General features: G+C 38.4%; 20 protein-coding genes. 6 read left to right on the forward strand and 14 right to left on the reverse strand.

The window, feature by feature from the left end; all coding sequences use genetic code 11:
- Positions 1-6: 6 nt before the first annotated feature.
- The 12 genes from LPB86_RS01390 to LPB86_RS01445 form a co-directional block, all read right to left on the reverse strand.
- Positions 7-1,047 carry a glycosyltransferase family 4 protein gene (locus LPB86_RS01390; protein ID WP_230640696.1) on the reverse strand — a complete coding sequence of 347 codons (1,041 nt, stop codon included), beginning with the start codon at positions 1,045-1,047 and terminating at the stop codon, positions 7-9.
- A gap of 1 nt (position 1,048) precedes the next feature.
- Positions 1,049-2,164, reverse strand: a complete 1,116-nt coding sequence (locus tag LPB86_RS01395; protein WP_230640698.1) for a hypothetical protein — start codon at positions 2,162-2,164, stop codon at positions 1,049-1,051.
- Positions 2,161-2,748, reverse strand: coding sequence for a DapH/DapD/GlmU-related protein (locus LPB86_RS01400; RefSeq protein ID WP_230640700.1), 588 nt, complete (start codon positions 2,746-2,748; stop codon positions 2,161-2,163). Before LPB86_RS01400 ends, LPB86_RS01395 begins: the two co-directional genes overlap by 4 nt.
- A gap of 4 nt (positions 2,749-2,752) precedes the next feature.
- Positions 2,753-3,721, reverse strand: coding sequence for a hypothetical protein (locus LPB86_RS01405; RefSeq protein ID WP_230640702.1), 969 nt, complete (start codon positions 3,719-3,721; stop codon positions 2,753-2,755).
- A gap of 1 nt (position 3,722) precedes the next feature.
- Complete coding sequence (locus LPB86_RS01410; RefSeq protein ID WP_230640704.1) at positions 3,723-4,283, reverse strand: DapH/DapD/GlmU-related protein; 561 nt, start codon at positions 4,281-4,283, stop codon at positions 3,723-3,725.
- Between the two features lie 3 nt (positions 4,284-4,286).
- Positions 4,287-5,282: a glycosyltransferase family 2 protein gene (locus LPB86_RS01415; RefSeq protein ID WP_230640706.1), complete on the reverse strand. Its 996-nt coding sequence runs from the start codon at positions 5,280-5,282 to the stop codon at positions 4,287-4,289.
- A gap of 22 nt (positions 5,283-5,304) precedes the next feature.
- On the reverse strand, positions 5,305-6,162 hold the full coding sequence (murB, locus tag LPB86_RS01420; RefSeq protein WP_230640708.1) for a UDP-N-acetylmuramate dehydrogenase: 858 nt from the start codon (positions 6,160-6,162) through the stop codon (positions 5,305-5,307).
- A 34-nt stretch (positions 6,163-6,196) separates the two neighbouring features.
- Positions 6,197-7,477 (reverse strand): UDP-N-acetylglucosamine 1-carboxyvinyltransferase, encoded by a 1,281-nt coding sequence (locus LPB86_RS01425; RefSeq protein WP_230640710.1) that lies wholly within the window; start codon positions 7,475-7,477, stop codon positions 6,197-6,199.
- Between the two features lie 11 nt (positions 7,478-7,488).
- Positions 7,489-9,279 (reverse strand): ABC transporter ATP-binding protein, encoded by a 1,791-nt coding sequence (locus tag LPB86_RS01430; RefSeq protein WP_230640712.1) that lies wholly within the window; start codon positions 9,277-9,279, stop codon positions 7,489-7,491.
- Positions 9,280-9,326: 47 nt separating this feature from the next.
- Complete coding sequence (locus LPB86_RS01435; protein WP_230640714.1) at positions 9,327-11,711, reverse strand: tyrosine-protein kinase; 2,385 nt, start codon at positions 11,709-11,711, stop codon at positions 9,327-9,329.
- Between the two features lie 11 nt (positions 11,712-11,722).
- Positions 11,723-12,382 (reverse strand): polysaccharide biosynthesis/export family protein, encoded by a 660-nt coding sequence (locus LPB86_RS01440; protein WP_230640716.1) that lies wholly within the window; start codon positions 12,380-12,382, stop codon positions 11,723-11,725.
- A 224-nt stretch (positions 12,383-12,606) separates the two neighbouring features.
- Complete coding sequence (locus tag LPB86_RS01445; protein WP_230640718.1) at positions 12,607-13,338, reverse strand: tyrosine-protein phosphatase; 732 nt, start codon at positions 13,336-13,338, stop codon at positions 12,607-12,609.
- A 593-nt stretch (positions 13,339-13,931) separates the two neighbouring features.
- Between LPB86_RS01445 and LPB86_RS01450 the strand changes: the two genes are divergently transcribed.
- Entirely contained in the window at positions 13,932-14,945 is a 1,014-nt protein-coding gene (locus LPB86_RS01450; protein WP_230640720.1) for a hypothetical protein, read from the forward strand.
- Positions 14,946-14,986: 41 nt separating this feature from the next.
- Here LPB86_RS01450 and LPB86_RS01455 read toward each other — a convergent pair whose 3' ends face one another.
- Positions 14,987-15,865 (reverse strand): CHASE3 domain-containing protein, encoded by an 879-nt coding sequence (locus LPB86_RS01455; RefSeq protein ID WP_230640722.1) that lies wholly within the window; start codon positions 15,863-15,865, stop codon positions 14,987-14,989.
- Positions 15,866-16,654: 789 nt separating this feature from the next.
- On the opposite strand from LPB86_RS01455, the gene LPB86_RS01460 reads away from it, so the two are divergent.
- From LPB86_RS01460 to gldM, 5 genes are read left to right on the forward strand one after another with little or no spacing between them, the layout of a single operon-like run.
- Positions 16,655-18,001, forward strand: a complete 1,347-nt coding sequence (locus LPB86_RS01460) for an SUMF1/EgtB/PvdO family nonheme iron enzyme (protein ID WP_230640724.1) — start codon at positions 16,655-16,657, stop codon at positions 17,999-18,001.
- A 47-nt stretch (positions 18,002-18,048) separates the two neighbouring features.
- Positions 18,049-19,059: a gliding motility protein GldN gene (gene gldN, locus LPB86_RS01465; RefSeq protein WP_230640726.1), complete on the forward strand. Its 1,011-nt coding sequence runs from the start codon at positions 18,049-18,051 to the stop codon at positions 19,057-19,059.
- 15 nt (positions 19,060-19,074) lie between these two features.
- A complete protein-coding gene (locus LPB86_RS01470) occupies positions 19,075-19,713 on the forward strand; it encodes a hypothetical protein (RefSeq protein ID WP_230640728.1) in 639 nt (212 codons plus the stop codon).
- Positions 19,714-19,753: 40 nt separating this feature from the next.
- Positions 19,754-20,554, forward strand: coding sequence for a gliding motility protein GldL (gldL, locus tag LPB86_RS01475; RefSeq protein ID WP_230640730.1), 801 nt, complete (start codon positions 19,754-19,756; stop codon positions 20,552-20,554).
- A gap of 31 nt (positions 20,555-20,585) precedes the next feature.
- Positions 20,586-22,118 (forward strand): gliding motility protein GldM, encoded by a 1,533-nt coding sequence (gene gldM / locus LPB86_RS01480; RefSeq protein WP_230640732.1) that lies wholly within the window; start codon positions 20,586-20,588, stop codon positions 22,116-22,118.
- 66 nt (positions 22,119-22,184) lie between these two features.
- Here gldM and LPB86_RS01485 read toward each other — a convergent pair whose 3' ends face one another.
- Positions 22,185-23,798 (reverse strand): gliding motility protein RemB, encoded by a 1,614-nt coding sequence (locus LPB86_RS01485; protein ID WP_230640734.1) that lies wholly within the window; start codon positions 23,796-23,798, stop codon positions 22,185-22,187.
- Positions 23,799-23,800: the final 2 nt, after the last annotated feature.

Here is a 23,800-nt window from a genome sequence, read left to right on the forward strand (position 1 = left end):
TATGGTTTATAAGTTTTCTGTAGTAGACTCAATAACACTAAGATACCGTTTAATAATAACATCAGGATGGTGTTGTTCAAGGTGCGAAGCCGCATTTGAACGAATTAAACTTTCCCTATCCGGATCATTTAATAATTTTTTAATTGCCAGGACCAAAGCGTCCAAATTTCCTCTTTCAAATACCACACCCGCGTCACCAACCGCGTCAGGAAGTCCACCACCGTCTGCAACTATTGGTAGGCAGCCACAGGCCATGCCTTCTAGTGCAACGTTGCCAAAAGGTTCTTTCCACATTGAAGGAACCAGGAGATATTTATGCTCATTTAGCAACTTCACCATTTCCTCGCCCCTTAGGGCACCAGCAAACACAACGGAATGTGCAAGGCCCAATTCGTTAACTAATTCTTTTAAAGAAGTCAATTCATCCCCGTCACCAATAATTGTTAAGGAAAATTCAGATTGAGAAAATTTCCCTGAAGAACCCCATGCATTCAAATCTCTTAGTGCTTTAATAGCTAAATCAGCACCCTTATCAGAGACCAATCTACCCAAAAAAACAAAGTCTTTAGTCCGGCTGCATTCAGGTATTACCCTAAAAATCTTTTCCCGATATGGATTGCCTATTACAATAGCCTCCGGCCAGCATTCATCTCTAATAACTTTGCTTACTGCAATAACTTTCGCTGCTCTCTTTAACCAAAGTAACTTAAGTTTATCCTGCCATCCTGATGTACCATCTAAGCGGCTTACCCAAGTTCTTAAAGCGACCACAGAGGTTTTACCAAAAATAAAAGCGGGCCATGATAATTTTAGGCAGGGATTGTTTTCATAAACTACATCAGCCCATTTGTGCGCTTTAACTAGCGTACTTAAATTAGGTTGACGAATAACAGGATAATCAAATTTTGAATCTCCAATTTCGGCAGTCCAGGTGATCAATTTCACTTCATGCCCTTCCCTATGAAAACCATTTGCTAATATCTCGGAGTTCACCTCGATGCCGCCGATATAAGGATAAAAGAAATTAGTGATAAATAATATTCTCATTTTACTGTTTCAATTGAGCTAAACTTTTTATAAATAATTCCGCAACACCTGGCAAAAGAGAGTGATAATGGGTTTCTCTTTTAGCTTGCAATGCAGTATATAAATCTGAATAAATCAAGTTTTCCCGAAAGCCTAAATCCAACTTCTCCATTCCATCCCATTTGGGCATCCATAAAGGTAAACCATGCTCCAGCATCGCAATTGCTGACCCGCTCTTGCCCAACAAGCGAACACTAGATCTTGAAATCCCAACGGTACAATTTGACATGAGTTCACTTACTGCTTCCACTTCTAAGAAGCCACAGTCTATTACTTTGTCCTTGTCTGAAAGAATTGTTTTCAATTCATTATAAAAAATATCCTTGTCATGAGAATTACCACAGGCAACAATAACCTGGATATTGCCAGATATTTTCTCCCGCAACCGGGAAATTTCCTTTAATAGTTTCTGCAAAAATTCACCCTTTGGAGCAGTGCCAAAATAAAAGATAGAAGGAACGTTAAAATCAATTCCTTTTGGATTTAAAAGATGCTCAGTGTCATTTTTATATATATTTCCGAATAAATTCAGAACTTCTGACTGGACACCTAGTCCTTTTAATCTCTTTTGATTAAATGGAATCGAAACGCTACAGTATGCTGGCTTTAAAATTCTAATAAAATTATATATAAGTGCTTTTTGAGCAATTGCAACAATCCGTTGGGACCATGAGACAGGCATATCAAGCCAAAGTTCGTGAAACATGATATGAAGTGATTTTCCCTGAATTACACCCTTAAGTTTTTTAGCCAGATTAAAAGGTAGTCCTTTTAAGTCAAAAGCATAAGGTACATATTGAAGGCTTATGACATTTGGGTCAAATTCTTTAATAGAATTTGATACCATCATCATTTCATTTTTATCATCTATGGAATTTGTCGGGATTCTTATTAGCCTTAAATTACTACTTCTATCATTGTTATCCTCATAAGTCGCTTTTTCTACAAAACCATCGTTTAAAGCGACAGCAAGAATCTGATGACCAGATTCTGCAAGCTCTCCCCCCAGTCGTCTAACATAATCACCAACACCATCCCTTCCCGGCTCCAGCGAGCCACATAAAAAAGCTATTTTCATGGCAAATCTGAAGTTATTGTCCGCATTCCGATTTTTTTAGCAGGAATTCCTCCCCAGATCTCTAAGGGCTGAATTGATTTCGTAACAACTGCACCTGCTGCAACAATGGCTCCATCGCCTATTTCCACCCCTTTCAGGACTATAACATTACAACCTAGCCAAACGTCTCGGCCTATGTTAATTGATCCTTCTTTTCCCTCTTGCATACGCATTAGCTGACCTATAACCATGCCATGATCATGGTCTATAAACCGACAGCCTGATGCAATTAGCGAATCACATCCAATTGATATGCCTTTAGTAATGTTAAACTCGCATCCAGTACCCAGGAAAACATGATCACCAATAACGATTGAAAATCCTGAGGACCAAATGCCATCAAATTTAAAAGAACTGCCGGGTTCAATTTTACATCGATTTCCAATGGAAACTTTATGCGGCCAGGAAACATGAATTTTTGGAAGGTAAGTTTGGCGTCCAATAGCCATTCCCATAGACTTTAACCATACACCGCGTAAACGGCTGGAAAATTTTCTAAAAAATCGCCTTAGCGCATAACCAGCTTTATGAATATAATACCCCATCCTACTATCTCTTGTAAAATCTGGATATTAATGTCGCTACATTGATTGCCATATTTTTTGACCTTACCATGCTCGATGGGTACACCGATAGTGGATTATCTATATACTTCCAATATTCTTTATCCACATCACGAGGAGTTCTTCCAGAAAATGCTCTTTTTATATATTTCGCATTCCACGGCTTAGGTTGGCCTAGTGCATGAGGTAATAAACGCAGTCCTGGACCAAATCCCATTCCTTCTTTAGTAATAAAACTAAATTCACCATCCCATGCCTCAACAGCTGCATTTAAAGCATCCTGATCTGTTTTTCCAAAAGGTGCAAAAGGCCCCTGAGATTCTTCTGGCAACTGAGATCCCGTAGTAAAAGCAGAACGTTCTAAACCTCCGATCGCAGCAGCCATAGCTTCCTGAACATTTTTCCAAGTCTCTAGAAAACCTTTATCTTTAATTTTTACGCCAACGAATCCACCGTTCACATATACCGAATCTTTAAAACTCAAATCTATTCTGAAACCAGAAAAATATTCACGCCATGCCACTCTCGTAGGGTGATTCTTTTTGAGTGGAGAATTAACATCTTCGCAAAGTGCAACACCACAGTTTATCCAACGACTTAAAAATGACCATGGGGCAGTCACAACGATGTCCGGATCAAAATAGAACATTCCATCGGCATCTTTTGCTGGCCCATTTAACAAGTCTAACATAAAATCAGGCTTATAATTGGTTAAATGATAATTGGTTGCAACAGGTAAAAAATGAAGAATAATGCCTTCGGCTACATTCATAGATTTGCATCCTGCCCATTGAATTTCTTTATTCAGCTGAGCCGAATTTGCCCATTTAGGCATATTACCTCTATATCCGGCATAGAATTCGCCACGAAAGCCGTTTTTATAAAGAGAGTTTACCAAAGCTACAACACCTAAGTCATAGCTACCCTCAAATAAAGTACAAATCACATTTTTCATATTAATCTCTATTCTTTAAAAACTTCGCTGGAACCCCGCCCCAAACCTGGTAATCAGGTATAGATTTATTAACTACTGCTCCTGCTGCTATAACGCAACCGTCCCCAATCCTTACCCCCTTTAAGATCACGCAGTTCGTCCCTATCCAAACATCATTACCAACTATAATGTCTTCAGCAATTAGCTCCTGTTCATTTATCCTAGCTGACTTCAATATGCCATGCCCAGAATCAACAAAAGTTGTATTACTCGCTATCTTACAATCATTCCCAACAATTATTCTTGTAGATGCATTAAATTCACAATGGCGACCAATAAAAACTCTGTCCCCAATAGCTATATAATTACTTTCGGAAAAAGGTTCACCTATCCTGAAATCAACTTTATCCTGGATAGTACAATTGGCTCCAATTTTAACATTTTTAGGCCATTCACAAGTTATATTACCTAGATAAGTCCCTTCATTAATTTTTAGCCCCAGCAGCCTAAACCAAAACTTTCTAGCTAATGCTTTCTTTTGATTTATTTTAAATCTCAAACGAGAGATAATAGGCTGTTTCATAAGTTATTTAGTTTTATTACGCAAATTTATTATTGAAAGAGCTACCTTCTTTGGCAACACAAAATAATATACATAAGCTAAAAATGTATAAATCGACGTCGGCGTTCTGGAGATTAAATGTCTTACAATTTTACGGTCCTCAGATTTCACCTCAGATACAAACTCGTTGATAATTGCAGGATAAAGGTTTTTAAAAAAGACTTTTGTATATTCAAAGAAGAAAAAACCTTGTGAACCATATCTATCCACCAAATCGGCTTTTGGATTGGTAAGCCTGGATTCTTGAGACTGTCGGATAAACTCAGCAAGCATTCTCTGAATCAAAACCTTATTAAAAACAAAAGAAGCGCCATCACTTAAGATGTATCTTCTGTAAAGTAATTTAGGAACTATATAAAAATCGCATACAAAACTCATTCTACACCATAAATCGTAATCCTGTGAAAATTTATATATATCTCTATAGCCACCAACCATATCATAATGTTTTCGCCTGATCATCACTTCGCCATGAGAAAACATGTTTTTTTTCGCTAGTATCTCGCGGGCATTTCCAAAAAATGCCTTTCCTTCAATTTTTGCAGAATGAGAATAACTATTCCCACTTTTGATTAAATCAAGATTTTCAATGGTGCAGCCAACAACCCCAACTCCCTGGTGGAGATTCAGTATTTCGACCTGTTCATTGATTCTTTCAGGATAAGAAAAATCTCCAGATCCATGTATTGCTATGTAATCTCCTTTTGAGACAGCAATTGCATCTATTAAGCCTTTAACGAATCCTTTATTTTTCTCATGTCTAATTACTTTAACTCTGCTGTCTTTTTCTTCAAAAACTCTAAGTTTCTCATAGGTATTATCCGTGGAAAGATCGTCAAAGATTATAATTTCGATATGCTCATAAGTTTGGTTTATTAAACTTAGAATGGATTCATCTACATAGTTTTCCCTATTATAATAACCTGAAATAATACTAACGAGTGGTTGCTTTTCCTCCATTGTTTAAAACTTATATCTAACGTTATATAATTCTTTGTTCAACCTCAATGTCTATTCCATATTTGCTAAAAATACGCTGTTTAACTATGGCGATCAAATCCAAAATATCACGGCCAGAAGCGTTGTTGAAATTGACAATAAAACCACCATGTTTTTCAGATATTTTAGCCCCTCCAACTGAGAAACCTTTAAGACCTAGTTCGTCCATCATTGCTCCCACATAATAACCCTTGGGCCGCTTAAAAACACTACCTGCATTAGGAAAATCTTTTGGCTGTTTAGCCCATCGCATAGCTTTATTTGATTCCATTTTTTCAAAAATAGCCTCCGCGTTTCCTTGATTTAATTTAAGTACTGTTTTGATAATGATAAGATGAGGGTTTCGTTGAAAAAAGCTATTCCTATATTCAAAACTTATATCATCCCGCAGTATATCTGTAAAAATATTTAATACAGGATCGTAGTACCTAACTTTAACCAACAAATCCTTTATTTCTTCCCCGCTTGCGCCAGCATTCATCACTACCGCCCCTCCTAAAGAACTAGGGATATCGTAAAAAAGTTCTAATCCCGAAAGGGACGCCTGCAATGCAATATTACTTAAGTCAAACATAGAAACACCCGATTCCGCAGTAATGAATTCATTGTCCAATACTACTTTACCGAAATTCCCTGAGAATATAACAAAATCATCCTCATAAAATTCATTAGACAATATAATGTTATACCCTCCACCAATTATAATCTTCTTTCCCTCAGCATATCTTGTAAAAATCTCTTGTATTTCTTCTTCTGTATCAGGAAAAAATGCTCTTTTACAAACAGACTTAATCCCGTAAGAGTTATAAGGCGTGAGATCTAGATTATTTACAATTTTCATACTGAAATATAATTTTTGGTGTTAAATAGCCAGACTAGTATACGTCTATATTTATTCCTAATTGTTTAAGTTTTAGCTCTAAGTTATTATATCCTCTCAATGCCATTTCAACATTATGGATGGTAGATTCGCCTTTAGCAAGTAAAGCCGCCATTACAAGCGCCATACTTCCTCTTAAATCAGTTGAAGTTGCTTCAGCTGCCAAAACTTCACTATTTCCAAAGGTAGTGATCGCACCAGTTTCCCATTTCAAACCATTTTGATAGAATTTACTGAGTTCTTCGCAGTATTTTAGTCTTGCAGGATACCTATAATCAAAGATTCTACTTGTTCCATCTGCATAAAGACCTAGCAAAGTATAAAATGGCTGCATGTCAGAAATTATTCCTGGATGCGTACCGCAAGCAAGTTCAAACGGTTGTACCATACCATTTACAAGGCACTCAGGAGAAATGATCACATTTTTATCATTTCTATAAAGCTCAATCCCTGCATGTCTCAGGTGAATAAGAGGAATTTCCATTGTATCAAAAGGAACATCCTCAACCGTGATGTTTCCACCAGAAATGATACCAAAAACAATCCATGTAATGGCTTCAATCCTATCTGGCATCACGTTAAAAATAGATCCACGCAAATTAGTCGAACCTAAAACTTTAACATAACTGTTACCTACTACATCAATTTTAGCGCCTAACGTCCTTAAAAATTCAATTAAACTTTCTACCTCGGGACTTATATAAGCATTTTTTATAATTGTTTCGCCATCTACTGTAGAAGCAGAAATCAATGCATTCTCTGTACCACCAATTGTAGAAATCGGAAAGTTGATTTCTCCAGCCTGGAAGCCCTTAGGTGCTCTAATTTCAATGTAGTCAGGCTTTTCTTCAACAATTGCACCTAGTTTTTCCCAAACCATCATATGCAAATCGTAACCCCTGTCACCAATCTTACATCCACCTGGATAAGGAATTCTGGCAATACCTGAACGCTTGATTAAACCAGCAACAAGTAAATAAGTGGTTCTTATTGGAAAATCATAACTAGATAACAGTCTATCTGAATAATTAGCGGGGTCAACTGTAACCGTTTGTTTTTCTTCATCAATTACAACGGTTCCACCGCTTTTTTCTATGAAATCCATTTTGTACCGGGCATCCACTAACTCTGTTGGGAAGTTCATTAATGTTACCGGCTCATCTGCAATCAAAGCAGCAGCAAGAAGTCGTGTACTGGCATTCTTAGCCCCACTAACCCTAACTTTTCCATTTGGTACTTGACCACCAATAATTTTCGCTGTTAAATTCGTTTTCATTCCTAATATTATTAAAACTCTTGTAAAGAAACCATCTTCTTAAATCTCGGCGAGATATCTATCATTTCATTGAAATTACCGCTTCCTGTAACGACTCCACTTTCCAACAAATAAATGATGTCAGCATTTTTAATTGTAGACAATCGGTGAGCGATGATAACCATAGTATATTGTCCATGTAATTTTTCAATATTGTCTTGAATATAGCGTTCTGTTTCCGAATCCAGGGCCGAGGTAGCTTCATCAAAAATCAATATATCCGCTTCTTTATACAATTCCCTGGCAATAGATATCCGCTGCTTCTGCCCTCCTGAAATCAAAATACCATTATCGCCTAGCTGGGTTTTTTCTTTATGCTCTAGCCCTTCAATAAATCCGGTCAAGCTGGTTTGTTCTATTACAGTCCAGAACCTTTTTAAATTTTCTTCTGTAGGCTCTGCCCAAAAAGTTATATTATTAAAAATATCATCTGTAAAAATTACAGCTTCCTGAGAAATATAACCAATCCTGCTTCTATAACTATCCAAATTATAGTTAAATAAAGAAACTCCATCAATAAGAATTTCTCCGTCAATAGGTTCAATCAATCCGGTAATTAAATTGGCCAGCGTAGTTTTTCCAGAACCACTTTCTCCTACTAAGGCAATGGTTTTGTTTTTTGGAATTTTGATATTAACCTTCTTTAGCACCTGATTGCTCCCATAAGAGAAATCAAGATTGTTCATGGAAATTTCCTGCTCAAATTTATCTAAACTAGTTTCAGACTGATGCTCTTTATGCTCCAGCATTTGATATCTTAAATCCTCCAATGAATACAGGGCCCCAACATTCTGAATAAATGTTTGCCAAGAGGTTTGCACCGCCATTAAGCTAACTAAAGCTCTATAAAAAAGTAAAATACTTAAAATAATGGAACCTAAATTACTACCCAAAAGTTTAATTTGAAGAATGATGACTACGGCAACAATAAAAATAATAAAGGGTTCTCTAACACTTGATGTTATGGCCTGGTTATAACCGATTTTTCGGTTAACCTGCTCCATTTGTTTAATAATATCTTTTAGTTTCAGCGCAAATATCCTATAGTAATTTGTCGCTTTAAGGTATTTGAATGAGTGGACCGCCTGAATGATATATGCATTAAAAATATGTCCTTTATGCGATACTTCTACAGAAGACTTCTTAACAGACCTGAATATCCCACGAAACACAAGATTTGACAACAACCCACCAACAGCAACTAACAGCGCAAATTGCCAGTTCGACAGGAATGCCAGCACTAAATAACTAAACAGCATCACCATCCCCTTAAAGCTTCCAAGAAAGTTGATCATAGCTTCTATCACTTTAGCAACTTCTGTGGTCAATGTATTCTGAATCTTACCTGCATCCAAGCCAAGAAATCCAGAGTATTTTAAATTCTGCAAATCTTCTGTTTGTTCGTTTCTTAGCTTAACCATAAAGATTTGGCGTAGAGAAACCTGTTGCATTAACTGGAAATAATTAAGAAGACCCTTTAATGAAAAAAGTGACACCATCAGAACCAATACAGAATATATATTTAACGGTACGTTAAGTCCTTCAAACAGATCAATGATATAATGTAACCCTCCTAAAGACTCTTTTGATACTGATTTGGCATTGTCAATAAACTGAAGCAAAGGAATAAATAACGCCAATCCGATACCATCCAGAAAACTAACTGCCAATCCCAAAAACATCGTAAATAGCAATTTATTACCCATAATTCGATAAAAGAATTGGTAATAGCCAAATATCGTTTGTTTAATTTCCTTCTGCATAATTAGAGTACTGTTTAAATTTGTTAATAGTGGTGCCGATCTAAATTTTATTTCTTTCTTTTAAATATCCGCTCCAGAAAACTTTCCTTTTTCTTCGCCTCTATACCATAGTAATATCCATAACCATAGCCTGCGCCATAGCCGTAACCGTAGCCATAACCGTAGCCATAACCAGAATCATTTCGCAGGTCGTTCACTAATATTGCAATTTGCTTAATCTTCTGATTGGTATATATTTCCTGAGCAATTCCAAGCTGATTTTTATATGTATAGGCCTGTCTGACTACATATAATGTTAAATCTGCAAACTTACTTAACAGCTGAGCATCGGTAACCATTCCTATTGGCGGAGCATCTACAATAATAAAATCAAAATTCCTTTTTAACTCTTCCATCAATAATGCGGTCCTTTCATTCAAAATGATCTCTGCTGGATTTGGAGGAATATTTCCAGAACTTATAATGAATAGATTTTCATTTGTTCCTGAAGGTTTTATGATATCGTCGATTGTTACGTCGTTTGAAATAATGTAATTAGTAAAACCAAAATTGTTTTTCAAATTCAATTTACTGGATAAATTTGGCTTACGTAGATCCATCTCCAGTACAATTACCTTCTTACCGGAAATTGCCAGAGCGGTTGCTAAATTCAACGACACGAATGATTTACCCTCTCCAGACATACTGGATGTTAGCAAAATATTCTTTTGTCCTTCCTTTAGGAAAAACGAAAGGTTAGTTCTTAATGACCTAAACTGTTCAGAAACTGGTGTTCTGGAGCCCTTGGTAATCGCTATAACCCCATTATCAGTATCATTATTTCCAATCTCTCCAATAATTGGAACTTGAGTAAGTCCTAAAATCTGGTCTCTTGAAATAATCCTGGTATTAAATCTATCCTTTAAAAAAATAATCCCAAAAGGAATAAGTAGCCCTAATAAAAATCCGTAACTCAGCACGTTGTTCTTCACAGGACTGATTACACCAGAAGTTACAGGAGGTTCAATAATCTTGCAATTAGAAATATTGGAAGTTTTTGATATCGCCGTTTCTTCCCGCTTTTGCATTAAAAATACGTACAACTCTTGCTTAATTTGTTGTTGCCTTGCTAAATCAAGGTAGGTTCTTTCAACCTGAGGAACATCTCTAATTTGACCTGCTACGATATTTGACCTTGATAAAACTTTGTCTCTTGAAATGATTAAAGATCTTCTTAGGCCTTTCAGACTTGAAAACATATCTGCTCTGGCTCCTGCTATCTGAGTATTCAAATTTTGCATATAAGGATTGTCCTCTGTTTGGCTTAAGCTACTCTTTTCCTTTTCCAAGACTATAGTATTGTAGCGATCAACCAAACTGGCAAAACCTGGATCATCAAGCAATGCACCATTAGGAACAATTCTCTGATTTTTTTGCGCATCATTTAGAAACTTTTCAACTGCATTTAATATGCTAATCTGAGTTTCTATTTTTGTCAATTCTTCTGTGTACTGATTTGTGGAATTGACCAAAATAGAAGACTGTGCTGACATATCTGCAAGCTTATTTGTTTGCTTAAAACTTTGAACATTTCCTTCAATATCTCCCAGTTCCCGTCCTACGTATAACAATCTATTTTCAATGAATGCGATTGTACTGTCAGCAATTTTATTTTTATCAATAAGATTACCTTTGATATATACCTCAATTAGCTTGTTAAGTACGTCTTCAGATTTTTTAGGAGATTCGGAAGTAAAATCTAAGGCAAGTATATCCAATTGTTTTACTATTGAAACCTCCAATCTACGCATAGAGTTAGCAACAGTTTGAGAAATCGGAGCGATGCTAACACTATAATTTTCATCTGCTAACGAAACCCCTATTCCTTTTTCTATTTGTACTTTACCAAGACCTGGAACCAGGAATGGCTGATAGAAGTTCACTTGTTTTTTATAACCCTCTTTAGACAACGTAATTTGATTTCCATTAAACCTAACATTTAAGGTGACAAACTGGGAATTGGCAGCCGCATCAAGTACTTTAAGCACGAAAGGGGCCGATTTATATAGCTCCGTTGTACGTATTTTTCCATTGTGATAATAATTGACATTCAGGTTTAACTCCCTTACCACCTTATCCATTAACAAACGGGTTTTAAGTATTTCAGCTTCGCCCGCTACATCACTCATTGTTCCAAGCTGTCCGCCAATAGCCTTTGCCAATGCTGCATTCTCTCCTCCAGCCGTCGTTTGTTCGCTAGTTATTGAAATTTTAGCATTCGTTTTATAAATTGGAGAAGTATATCTTAAATAAAATGAAGACAATAAAAGACAAACTACAACTGATATGACAAACCAGTACCAATTGCTAACAATTTTATAGGTAAGGAGTTTAAAGTCAATTTGGCTCTTTTCTTCGAATGCATCCTCTTGAAGGGTATTATTGTTAATCATAAGATGATCTATTAAAATCTGCTAATTATAGTGATAAGTAGTGCTACAACTGAGATTCCAATTGTAATCATTTGGTTGCGAGGGGCATTATTTGCTGCAATTTTTGCTTTTGTAGGTTCAACATACAACACATCATTTTGCTTTAAATAAAAATATGGTGAACCTATCAGATTTGAAGAAGTCAAATCTAACCGAATCATTTCCTTTTTATTCCCATTGTCACGGATAAGGAGTACATTCTCCCTTTTGCCAAAAATAGTTAAATCCCCTGCCATGGAAATAGCATCCAAAACAGTTACTTTTTCATTTGGAACGGTATAAGTAGCAGGCTTAACTACCTCGCCTAAAACTGTAATTTTATAATTCGCAAAGCGTACCTGCACTGTTGGATCTTTATAATATTTAGCCGCTTTTGATCTAATTAATTCCTTAGCGGCAGTTGTTGTAAGACCAGAAAGCTTAATAATTCCTAACATAGGCATTTCTACATTTCCTGATTTATCGACTAAAAAACCACTTACAGGCAATGTGCCAGCACCAGTAGCTCCGCCTCCTGAAAAAACAGGTGCCTGGTTAAGTGCGGATGAAGAGGCAAAATCAATGGTTTGTATGTTGATGCTCAAAATATCATCAGTCTGTATGACTGGCTCTTTAAATTCAGATGCATTCAATTGTCTAACCTGAGTAGAGTCTAAATCCGAAAAATAAACTGCCTTCATGGGAGTTCCACAAGAGGATAACAGGCATACATATCCGCAAATTAAAAAGGAGAGGATAATTGAGCTTTTAACGTATAATTTATTCATAATGTATTCAATGCTTTTTAGGTAGAAAAGATGAATTTTGGTGTAAACTTAACTTTTTTATTACAGAAACAGGCCATTTTTATCATCTATCAATGCGCAAACAGTTCTTTATTCTTAAATGGATATTCTCCAATTTTTTGATAGAGTATGCCGCTAACCACGGCATGCGTCAAAACCTCTAAATGTTTATCATGGTGCAAATCTGTGGCCGCTAAATCGTAACACTTTTTTTCTAATAAATATTCTGCGGTTTTTTTCACCTCCTTGCCATAGTATCCCATCACAGAAAGTAAGTTGAGTTGAAACAATACACCCATATCTTTGAATCGGTGAAATTTCTTATAATCATGATGGTAAAAATTATACCGTTCAGGATGAGCTAATATCACATGATAACCTTTAATATGCAAATCAAAAATCACTTGTTCGATATTGGGTGACTCATTCAGGTAGGACATCTCAATCAATACATAATTACCCGGCAAAGCCATGAGATTATCCGTTATTTTAAATGTTTCATCAACCATGTACTCTGCCCCTGCACCCAACGTTACTGCTAGATTAGCATTTTTTAGGCCCTCTTTAAGTTTTTTCAGCGCTGGCTCAATCGTTTCCCTCGTATTTGGATATAGTTCCGTGAAAATATGAGGAGTACAAAGAAATTTAGTAAATCCAAGATCCTTTAAGCCATTTATGAAGCCTACAGATGTATCAGTATCAGGAGAGCCGTCATCTATCCCTGGCAATAAGTGAGAGTGCATATCTACACCCAGCCATTCTATGTCATATACCTTGGACTTTTTTCTAAAAAATGAAAACATCTATCGTTTCTAATGGATTTATAACTAACAATACGTTTTTCATAGGAAGCGCTTGAAAGAACACGACGAAAATAGCAAAATGATCTGGGATTTTTTGGAGTTTTTAATAATTTAAGGATTTTTTAACGTGGAACGTACCTTTTCTTATCAGATCTAATTCGTAGATCTAGTTATTTTTTGCCTCATTGAGCTCGCAAGCTCGGTTCTCGTCGCTATGCTCGCTCGAGACGACGGGGCCAACCGCTAGAGATAACAGTAGATCTACTTTAAAGGGCAGCCATTCCTTTCGGCGAGACGACAATGATAAACTATTCTTATCTTTGTGCCAACATCGGATTGTATAGCTATATTAGGACGGAACAGGCCCGAGCCATGTCCCATACATACTCGAAATGACTCCACCATGTTTCCACGATGAGTCCACCATGAGTCCACCTTTTTTCTAGAAAAAACCTGGACTCTTCCCGCTATCATGCTGGTTCAATGATGCGCACATTTCTGGTCAGTATGGGTAGTGGTTAAAATAAATATTCCTAAATACGTAACATCAAACAATTTTTGAGTATCTTAAGCCGAGAAAAAACTATTAATACATGGCTATAAGAAAAGGAAAAGAATATACAGGAGCAATTGGTGACGTCATTTGGAGAAAGTACCGCAAAAGAATGATTGCACAATCAAAAGCTAAACGCGTAAAACAAACTATAGAAACCAAAAAAAGCGCCACCCGCTTTGGAATCGCCAGCACCATTGCAGGCAGAATGCGACAGGGCTTCCGGCCATCTTACTCGCACAAGGATGGCACTATGGTTAACCGATTCACCACTACAGTAAGAAGCATCCTTGATAGTTGTTTTGATAAACCTGCCAATACACATACCTTTTATCCCGACAGCTTTAATCGCCTTATTGGTTTTGCATTCAATGAAAAGTCAAAATTAACAGATAGTTTCTTCGTTAACATAAAGCTCAGCATAGAAGACGATGCCTTGCGCATCCGTATCCCGGATATTGCCATTCCTGTACAATTTAATTTTCCAGCAAGAGCCAACTACTGTGTACCCAGAATCAGCGTGTTTTGGTTTTCGCCGGCAACTGGCCGTGAGCTTAGCAGGCACAGGGAACTTAATGCGGTGAGCAATGAGAAGAGTATTTTACCTGCTCAGGAAATTATTTTTGAAGCACCTAAGGGCACAGTATGTGTAGTCGCTTTGGGTTTGAATTATTATTACCTGCGTAATGACATCAAGACACCCATCAATTCTGAAAAGTTTGCCCCATCTGGAATCTGTGGTGCGATTGTAAATCCTGGTGAATTTCCAGAAAAAGACATGGGAAAAGAACTTTATAAATGGGCTTCACACGCTGGCTTAAAGGTTCCCGGAACAATATTTAGCGATACATCAACACCCATTTTGGAGGAAGATCCGGGCATTACTGCCGAAGAGGCCATGCTGGCCACCGAAATGGCGCAAAAGAAGGAGCTTGATGCTGCAAAAAACGAGAAGGCAGTAGAGGTTGCCCGCAATTTGAAAATGCTAGGCCTGGCAGATATAGATATTGCAAATGCCACAGGACTTGCAGTCGAGGAAATAGAAAGGCTATAGCTAGATCTCTCGTCGCTATGCTCGCTCGAGATGACAGGGAACTACTCTTTTACTTCGAGGGCGGACATCAAATCTTTCACCATTTGATCAAGGTTACCAGCAGCGCTATTTAGCTTGCAAATGATTTCTTCCTGCTGATCTGGAGGCAGGTCATTTAGCAAATCTGTTAAGCCGATGATATTCGCTACGGGCACACGCAGGTTATGCGATACAAAATATCGGAATTTCTCCAATACCGCATTTCTTCGTACCAGATCGGTAATGATTTGTTCACGCTCTAAATATAAATTGTTACGGCTTTTTGCTTCAGATTTAAAACGCAGCAACAGCATCACCACCATAGTTAAAATAAAAGCGCCCGTAACGGCAAAGCATATGTTCATCAGGAAAGTTGCGTCAGCAGAATCTGCTTTACGCAATTCCATTAAATCACTTTCATTTTGTTCCACCAGGTTTACATAACGACTACATTGCTCTGCGTTGTACCTGCCTTGGCCCGAACGAACGATTTGGATTCCTGCGAGCATTCCCTGCGTTTCAGTAGTACGGATCAGCCGCCTGGAGTACTCAATTCGCCGCTGTACATATAATGAGATGGAATCCAGTAAATAATTGATTTCTGCATTATCTCGGGTTAAAAACTTTACCGTATCCAATTCTTTTAAAGTGGCCTGATCTGACTTTTTAACTGCCGATAAACTTTCTGGACGACTGGTAAGCATATAATAACGCGCATGCATAGCGCTCTGACCACTATTAAAGAGCAATCTACTGGTGTGAATGAGTACTTCATTCCCATGTTTAACCCATTTTTCACGCTGGTCAACACGTTTCATCGCATGATAAGAGCTAAACAACAGACAAACCAAAAGGAGAATCTGAAGATCTATGTTATAAAATTCCTTTTTTAACAATTTCATGTAAATCATTAGCGCCCTGCATCCCTCTACTAGGAGAAATTGGGCTTAAGGTACATATAGTTTTTAGGATTTGAATACAAAATACACATTATACTCTAGGTAACATTTAGTGCGGCAAGGATAAAAAGAACAAAATGAACGTAGGCAATTCAGTCTTAGGAAGATATTTTTGCTCCAATCAATAAGTCGGCAAAACTTTATTGGTTACATATACGTATTAACAAGAGCCAAATATTAAATTAATCATTTTTAATGAGCTATAAGGACTATAAATGCAAACGCTGTAGTACAACATTCCACTACCAGGTACCCAGACCATTTCTGCTCAAACAGTTATGTCCTTTTATTCCTTTACGTGTTTATTGGTGCCCTAAATGTGTAACAAATCGATATATCTGGATAAAGGTTGGATTAAAACGTGAAAATGTTCAGGAAATTTGACAAATGACCACCAATCTATACACTATTCCACCAAAAATTGACACGAAGCTTTAAAAAATGATCAGCAAGGCAAATAAATCTTAAACTTAACACTTTGCTGATGTTAACATAATATAAACCACCGAATTGCCATTTTTATGAAACAATTTTGATCCAAAATAGGATTTTTAAATAAATTTCGTATACAACAGAAGCATTTTTCTTCTGTTTCTCAATTATTATTCGCATTTTCGTCCCGAAAGAAAATCTTGAGGCGATACTGGTATGGTATTGGCTTGTACTAGGGATAGGGCTTTCACAAACTAGAAAATTTAGAAGAATAATTCACGAATTATTACATTTCCTGCAATGATTAAAAAGATCGAAACTAAGAAAGAGGGCGGTCGAACCGTCAACTTTAAGACAAAGCTGGCTATGGGGCTTATGGTAGCCACCGCATTCTCCGCCTGCAAAACCCGTAGCGCCTTTCAAACTGCAGGCAGCAATGGATTAACTGCTCCTCCAGGTATGGTTTATATTCCCTCCGGAACCATAACTTACAACAACCCAGCCGATAGCGCCGGAAAAGGAAAGATGTACAGCGTTAGTGCTTTTTACATCGACAAAACAGAAGTAACTAACGAAGAATACAGCAAGTTCATCAACTGGGTGGCGGATTCGGTAGCGATTACGGACTATTTGAAAGATGAAAAATTCTTTATCAAAGAAAAAGGGGCACCTAAAATTTCTGCAAAAACGAACACGACACCAACTGTAACTACAGTGAGCACCATCACTCCTGCAAAAAGAATTGACTGGAGCAAGGTAGATTCCAATTCTCCTTTATGGAAAAGTAACAAAAACGGAATTCAGGGTAAAATCGCAGCAATGTTTATCGACCGCAATGGTGCTAAAATCCTGAATCCTGACAAAGTAAAGTACAGATTTAGCTATATGAGAAAAGGTGGGGCTAAAGACGGCCAGTACGTTACTGATACTGTGAGCGTAATGCCGGAAACAGACATCTGGTCTAAAGATTTCCCGAATGCGCAAATGTCATTATATGACCGCAACTACTTAACACATAAAGCTTTTAAAACTAATCCTGTAGTTGGTGTAAACTGGAAACAGGCACGTGCTTATACAGATTGGAAAGGTAAAGAAATGACCGCAATGGCCAATAAAAACCCTTATTTAAGAGGCTTTAACCTGGCTTATAGTCTTCCTTCTGAAGCTCAATGGCAGCGCGCAGCAGTAGGTTCTGACAATAGTTTAGATACATCAGCAATGAACCTAACCAAAACGGATAAAAAAACCAAGAAACAATTGCTGGCCATTAACTTTAAGCAAGGCGAAGGTTCATACTCGAAAGACGGTTCTACCTTTACCGTTCCGGTAACTTCTTATTCACCCAACGGATTTGGCTTGTACAATATGTTTGGAAACGTATCAGAATGGACTTTGGATGCTTATAGCCCTTCTTCTTCTTTCTTTATCAATGACTTAAATCCGGTACTATTACTGGACGCAGACAATAACGATGCTGAAGCCCTTACACGTAAAGTAATCAGAGGTGGATCCTGGAAAGATCCTGGAAGTTTGTTAAATGCAGATGCAAGGAATTATGAATCTCAATTTAATGGCCACTCTTATATCGGCTTTAGATGTGCGATGGCTGCAATTGAAATGAACAGCCCGCAATTAAAAGCGAAATAATAACGTCCAATTATCCCGGACCAATTTTAACAGCTAATATAATTTATATGAAAAATTTTACTTCCCTCCTTATAGTACTACTTGGTGTCATTAGCCTTAATGCTACGGCCCAGGTAGATTCTGTTCCTCCAGGTACTTATGCCACAGATAGTATTCCATTGGTTGATGGATACAGCCATTCTACAGTATACGACAATGCCAAGCCTTTTCCAATGCCGGTGATCAAACAATCGAACATCCGCTTTTACAAAAGGGTGTACCGCGATATTGATTTGACGGATAAACAAAATGCGATCTTCGCTACACCGGGCGCAACTTTAATTGAGGCCATCATGAAAGACATCGCCGCTGGGAAACTGACAGTATATGATGCAACCGATGACTCTTTTAAGAAAAAACTAAGTGCTAAAGAAGGCATGGCGCGTTTTACTGACAGTGTAATGGTACCAAAATTCGATAACGAAGGAAACCAGATTGGTGGTACAATGACCTTAAACGAATTTAATCCGGAAAAAATCACCAAATTCAGAATTAAGGAAGACATCTTTTTGGATAAACAAAGAGGAAAAATGGAAACCCGCATTGTTGGTCTTGCACCATTGATGGACATTACTTCAAACGCTGAACTTGCCGCATCAGTTGGCGCTACCCCAGCTTTCTGGTTATATTATCCGCAAGTACGATACACGATGGTTAAAATGGACATTTCTGATGTAGAGCGCAACCTCTTTGACATGAGTATGGACGATATCTTTTTGCAGCGCAAATTTGCCAGCAAAATTATTCGTGAAGGCAATAACCCAAGTACACAGGATAGCATCAGCTCTCAGGCTTCAGAATTGAAACTGAAAAAAATGAACGATGACCTTTGGAAAAACCCAAAAGGTGTGAAAGAAAAGGACCTGGTTACAGAGGCAGATTTGCTGAAAGCCGACAAAAAGAAAGAGAAAAAACCAAAGGCAGCGAAAGCACCTAAAGCAGCAAAGTTGCCAAAAGAGAAAGCGGTTAAAAAAGAGAGTACTCCCGTTGCACCTAAATCAACTCCAGTTACCAACTAATCAAGCTCATTCCCTATGAAGACTTTAAAAACTCTTGTTCTTATTGCAGGTATAGTACTTGCAAGTACAACTATAAGTAATGCGCAGATGCTGAAAGAATACTCTGCTTTCCACAGATCGGTTGGTTTGACACTAGGTTCTTACGGGATCGGAGTGGAAGGAAGTTATCCTGTTGGCCAGACTTTTAACCTAAGAGCGGGAGCGACTGTCTTTCCCCCTATTAAATTAGGAAAGCCGGGAGGCAGTGCCAATTCTCCAAAATATGAATTCAACCGTGCAGGAGTAACCTTCATGGTAGACTGGCAACCCCTTTATGGAAGGGAAAGTGAATTTGCCAGCAAATGGTTTGTGACTGTTGGTGCTGGTTATTTCTTTAAAAACGAACTGAGCAACTACAAAAAAGCCTTTAGAAATGGTGAGGTACCACAATATGTTATCTATTTTAACCAAGCTCCTTATCTAGGAACTGGATTAGCAAATCTGGTATTGGGTGAACGTTTGGGGCTTTCTTTAAATGCGGGCTATTACTTTGCACATAGCAAAGAACAAATTAGTAAGCCTAACGGTGCCATTCAAAAACCAGAAGTCGATAAATTCCCTGCTGTTATTGTTAAAGGTCTTGACCTGCATGCTGCTATCAGCTACAATTTTTAAATCAAATCAAACAAAAAAATAAAAAACAAACACGCTTATTATGGCAAAAAAATCATCCTCCAACTTGTTACACATGGCCATTTCCTTTGGTGCCAGTGTCGTTATTCTCGGTGCCTTATTTAAAATTCTTCACTTAGGTGGGGTTTGGGGAAATTACATGATCGGTCTTGGACTGGGTGTAGAAGCTCTACTCTTCTTTATCACTGGTTTTGTACCGCCAGCACAGGATCCTGCATGGGAGCGTGTTTATCCTGAATTGGCCGATGACTATGATGGCCCGGTAGCGCAAAAACGTGCCGTTGCTGTTGCAGCTGCTCCTCCGGTTACTGCTGCTTTAGACCAAATGCTGAGCACTAAAATTGGCCCTGAACTGATTGAAAGCCTGGGTTCTGGTTTGCGTAACTTTGGTGACAAGGTAACTGCCATCAGCAATATCTCTGATGTTTCGGTAACTACTAACCAATTGACTGAGAAAATGAAACAAGCAACAACCAGTTATGATAAATTGTCTGTAACTTTCGAAAAAGCTTCGGCAAGCTTAACGGAATTGGCTTCAAGTGATTCTGGCAATAAAGCTTACCATGAGCAGGTAAATAACCTGGCTAAAAACCTTTCTTCTTTAAATGCGGTGTACGAATTGGAATTACAAGATTCAAGCGCACACTTAAAAGCAATGAACAAATTTTATGGCAGCTTAGCTACTACCATGGACAATTTTTCTGGTTCTATCGAGGATTCTCAGAAATTTAAAGAGGAAGTTGGCAAACTAAGCAAAAACCTTTCTTCTCTGAATGCAATTTATGGCAACATGTTGGTGGCCATGAACCAGCCAAAAGTTTAATTTTTCACCTAATTATATTTGATATCTAAAAATGGCTGGAGGAAAAGAAACGACGCGGCAGAAGATGATCAATATCATGTATTTGGTATTGTTAGCTATGCTTGCCCTCAATGTATCGGACAGTATCCTGGATGCTTTCCGTACCATTACCAATAGTTTGGAAGTATCAACAACGAATGTAACCAACTCTGTAGACCAGATGTTTTCTTCGTTTGAAGCAACCAAACTTAAAGAATCGCCTGAAAGGGCAAAACCGCTTTACGATAAAGCCAAACAGGCACGTACACTGGCGGCAGAACTGGAGACTTATGTAGCATCCCTTAAAAAGGAACTGGAAACCCGTGGTGGTGGTTATGATCCTGAAACCGGAGATCTTGTAGAACGCGGGAACCTTGACATTGCGCAAGGCCTGATGATCAACGAGAAAAAAGCGGAAGAATTGCAACAACGCATCAACACTACACATGATAAGTTATTGGCCCTGCTTGACCAGAGCAACAATAAAAACGTATCCTTTACGCTGATGGCTAAGGACTCGGAAAAGTCGCTTAATGGCAAGAAAAAATGGGTTGACATTAATTTTGGTGAAGGCACCCCGCTAACTGCGGCAATGGCAATTTTGACTAAAGTGCAGGCGGATTTGAAAAACGCTGAATCTGATGTGGTAAAACGCATCCTGGGTAAAATGGACCAGGCAGTTGTAAACCTTGACCAGTTTGCAGCAGTAGCTGTAGCACCTTCTTCTTACCTGATCCAGGGACAACCTTATACCGCTGAGGTATTTTTAACGGCTTATGACTCTAAATCCAGCCCGAGCATTTCGGTTGGTGGACAGTCGCTGAGCGTTAAACAGGGAAAAGGTACTTACACCGTGAATACTACTCGTGAGGGTGTATTTACCTGGGTAGGATCGGTAAGTGTGAAACAGACCGATGGTTCGATAAAACAATACCGTACTCCGGAGCAAAAATATCAGGTATCTCGTCCATCTGCAGTAGTATCACCTGATAAGATGAACGTATTTTATATTGGCGTAACCAACCCGGTATCACTTTCTGCACCTGGTATTCCTTCAGATAAATTACGTGTAACCATGAGCGGCGGAAGCATTTCCGGAGCCAATGGAAAGTACAACGTAAAAGTAAGTTCTGTAGGAACCGTAAAAATCAACATCTCTGCGGAAGTAGCTCCGGGAAAAACGGCTAATGTGGGCACCTCTGAATTCAGGGTGAAACGCATTCCTGACCCTACAGCGAAGTTTTCTGGCAAGAACGGTGGTTCTGTAGCCACTGTGGCCTTGAAAGCGCAGGACAAGATCTTTGCTCAACTGGAGAACTTTGACTTTGATGCTAAATTTACCATCACCCGTTTTAGTTTGATCATCGCCAAACCAAGGGCCGACCCAATGTTACTTTCCGCCAGCGGAAATTCATTGAACGGCGCTATGAAAGCTGCTATGGCAACCATTACACCGGGTACCAGGGTGATCTTTGACAACATCATTGCTACTGGCCCTGATGGCGTGCCAAGACAATTGAACCCTGTAGTAATTACAGCGAACTAAGTTTATAAACACATAAAAAAAGCGGCTTCCCAAAAGGAGCCGCTTTTTTTATGTGTCCATTAGCTGTTAAAAATCCTGATATAAATTCCGGAAGGTACTCCTCAAGCCGATGTTGACGATTTGCGTATTCTTGCTACCCAATTCATTCTTCTCTTGTCTGTAGACACCGCCTAACTCGATGCGAAGGTTATACTTTGGATTGAGCAGATAAGAAGCTTTGGCTTCGCCAAAATACAAATTGGTTTTGATGCCCTGGGCTATCGTATTGCCGTAATCTGACACATGTACATCATAACTAAGCAGGATATTCTTGCCATAATTTAAACCCGCAGGATCAAGCCCGTATTGTGCATAGCTACCTTGCAATTGAAAATCAAAGCGTTTGTAGCTGTAATTAAGTATGCCAAGGAACTCCCTGAAATTAGCGCCCATAGGATGTGCCAAGGGTTGGCTCATCCCGGTGTAACTTGTAATCCTGTCGTAATGGGCGTAAGTATAAGGTCTGGCAGTATTAAACTCCACCAAGTAATTTAAAGCCTCAGTTTTAAACAAATCCGATCCACGGATTCCCAATTGAGCCGACCATTTATTTGCCCAATAGCCTTTATTACTAAAAGCCTCACTTGCGGTAAATTCGTCAAACATAAACTGACCATAGGCTACAGTTTTTGCCGACAACTCATATTTTGTATTCAATCCCAAACGCATTTTATCAGGAGAATTTCCGTTTGCACCTTCTATTGGCCTTAAAAACACAAAAGGATGGATGTAGTTAAAATCAAATCCCCGCTTGCCTTCTTTTTCCACATCTGACCAGGTTACGGCCTGAAAAAATCCTAAAGAGAAACGATTGCTAACATTCCAGTCAATGTAATGCATGGCATTCCATTTCCCTCTAGCACCTAATCGACGGTCTGCAGTCAAACGCTCTGCCCCATTATCCAGCATGTAGCTAAAAATAGTCTGATATTGCACATTGCCAAGGTTAGCACGCATCCGGAAAAAGGAATGATTGGCCGCAACATCCGACAGCAACATGGAACGATAACCATCACCTATGAAGTTTTTATCGTAGGCCAACGTAAAGTTGAGGTATTTATTAGGCGTATAAGATACATTTGCTGTAACATACGACCAGTCTTTGGTCTCATTTTCAAACTTGCCCGACATTTCACTGGGCACCACCTGGTTGGTATTGATAAATTCTGTGAGGTAATTGGCAAATACTGCCTGATTTTCATAACCGTTGGTATAAAAGGAAAACGTCTTACCCACCGTACCACCAACCTGATAACCTCTTGTATTTTTCCAGATGTTTTTACCTTCCTCAAACTCGTTACCGATCTGGAAGTCTGGCAGGAAATCGGCATAAATGGTATAGTCCTCTGCCTTGAAATTGAGCAGATGTTCATCGGTCAATTTACGCCGCAACCAGCTTCTTTTTTGCAGACTGTCTACTCCGAGGTTCATCAATTCTCCGTAACGGGCCGCCAGTAGGGGCTCATCTGCATAATAGTTTTTGATGGAACTGTGCATCCTGGTATTCGGATCGTAAACCTGTTTGTTAAACTTTTGATAAAAGGAAAAAGCATAAGGCAGGTTCTGATTGGGGGTAGCATCCTGCGCCTTTATCCCCGCACATATCATCAGGGATAAGCAAAAAGCAAAGATTTTCTTCATGT

Source organism: Pedobacter sp. MC2016-14 (assembly GCF_020991475.1).
GTDB lineage: Bacteria > Bacteroidota > Bacteroidia > Sphingobacteriales > Sphingobacteriaceae > Pedobacter.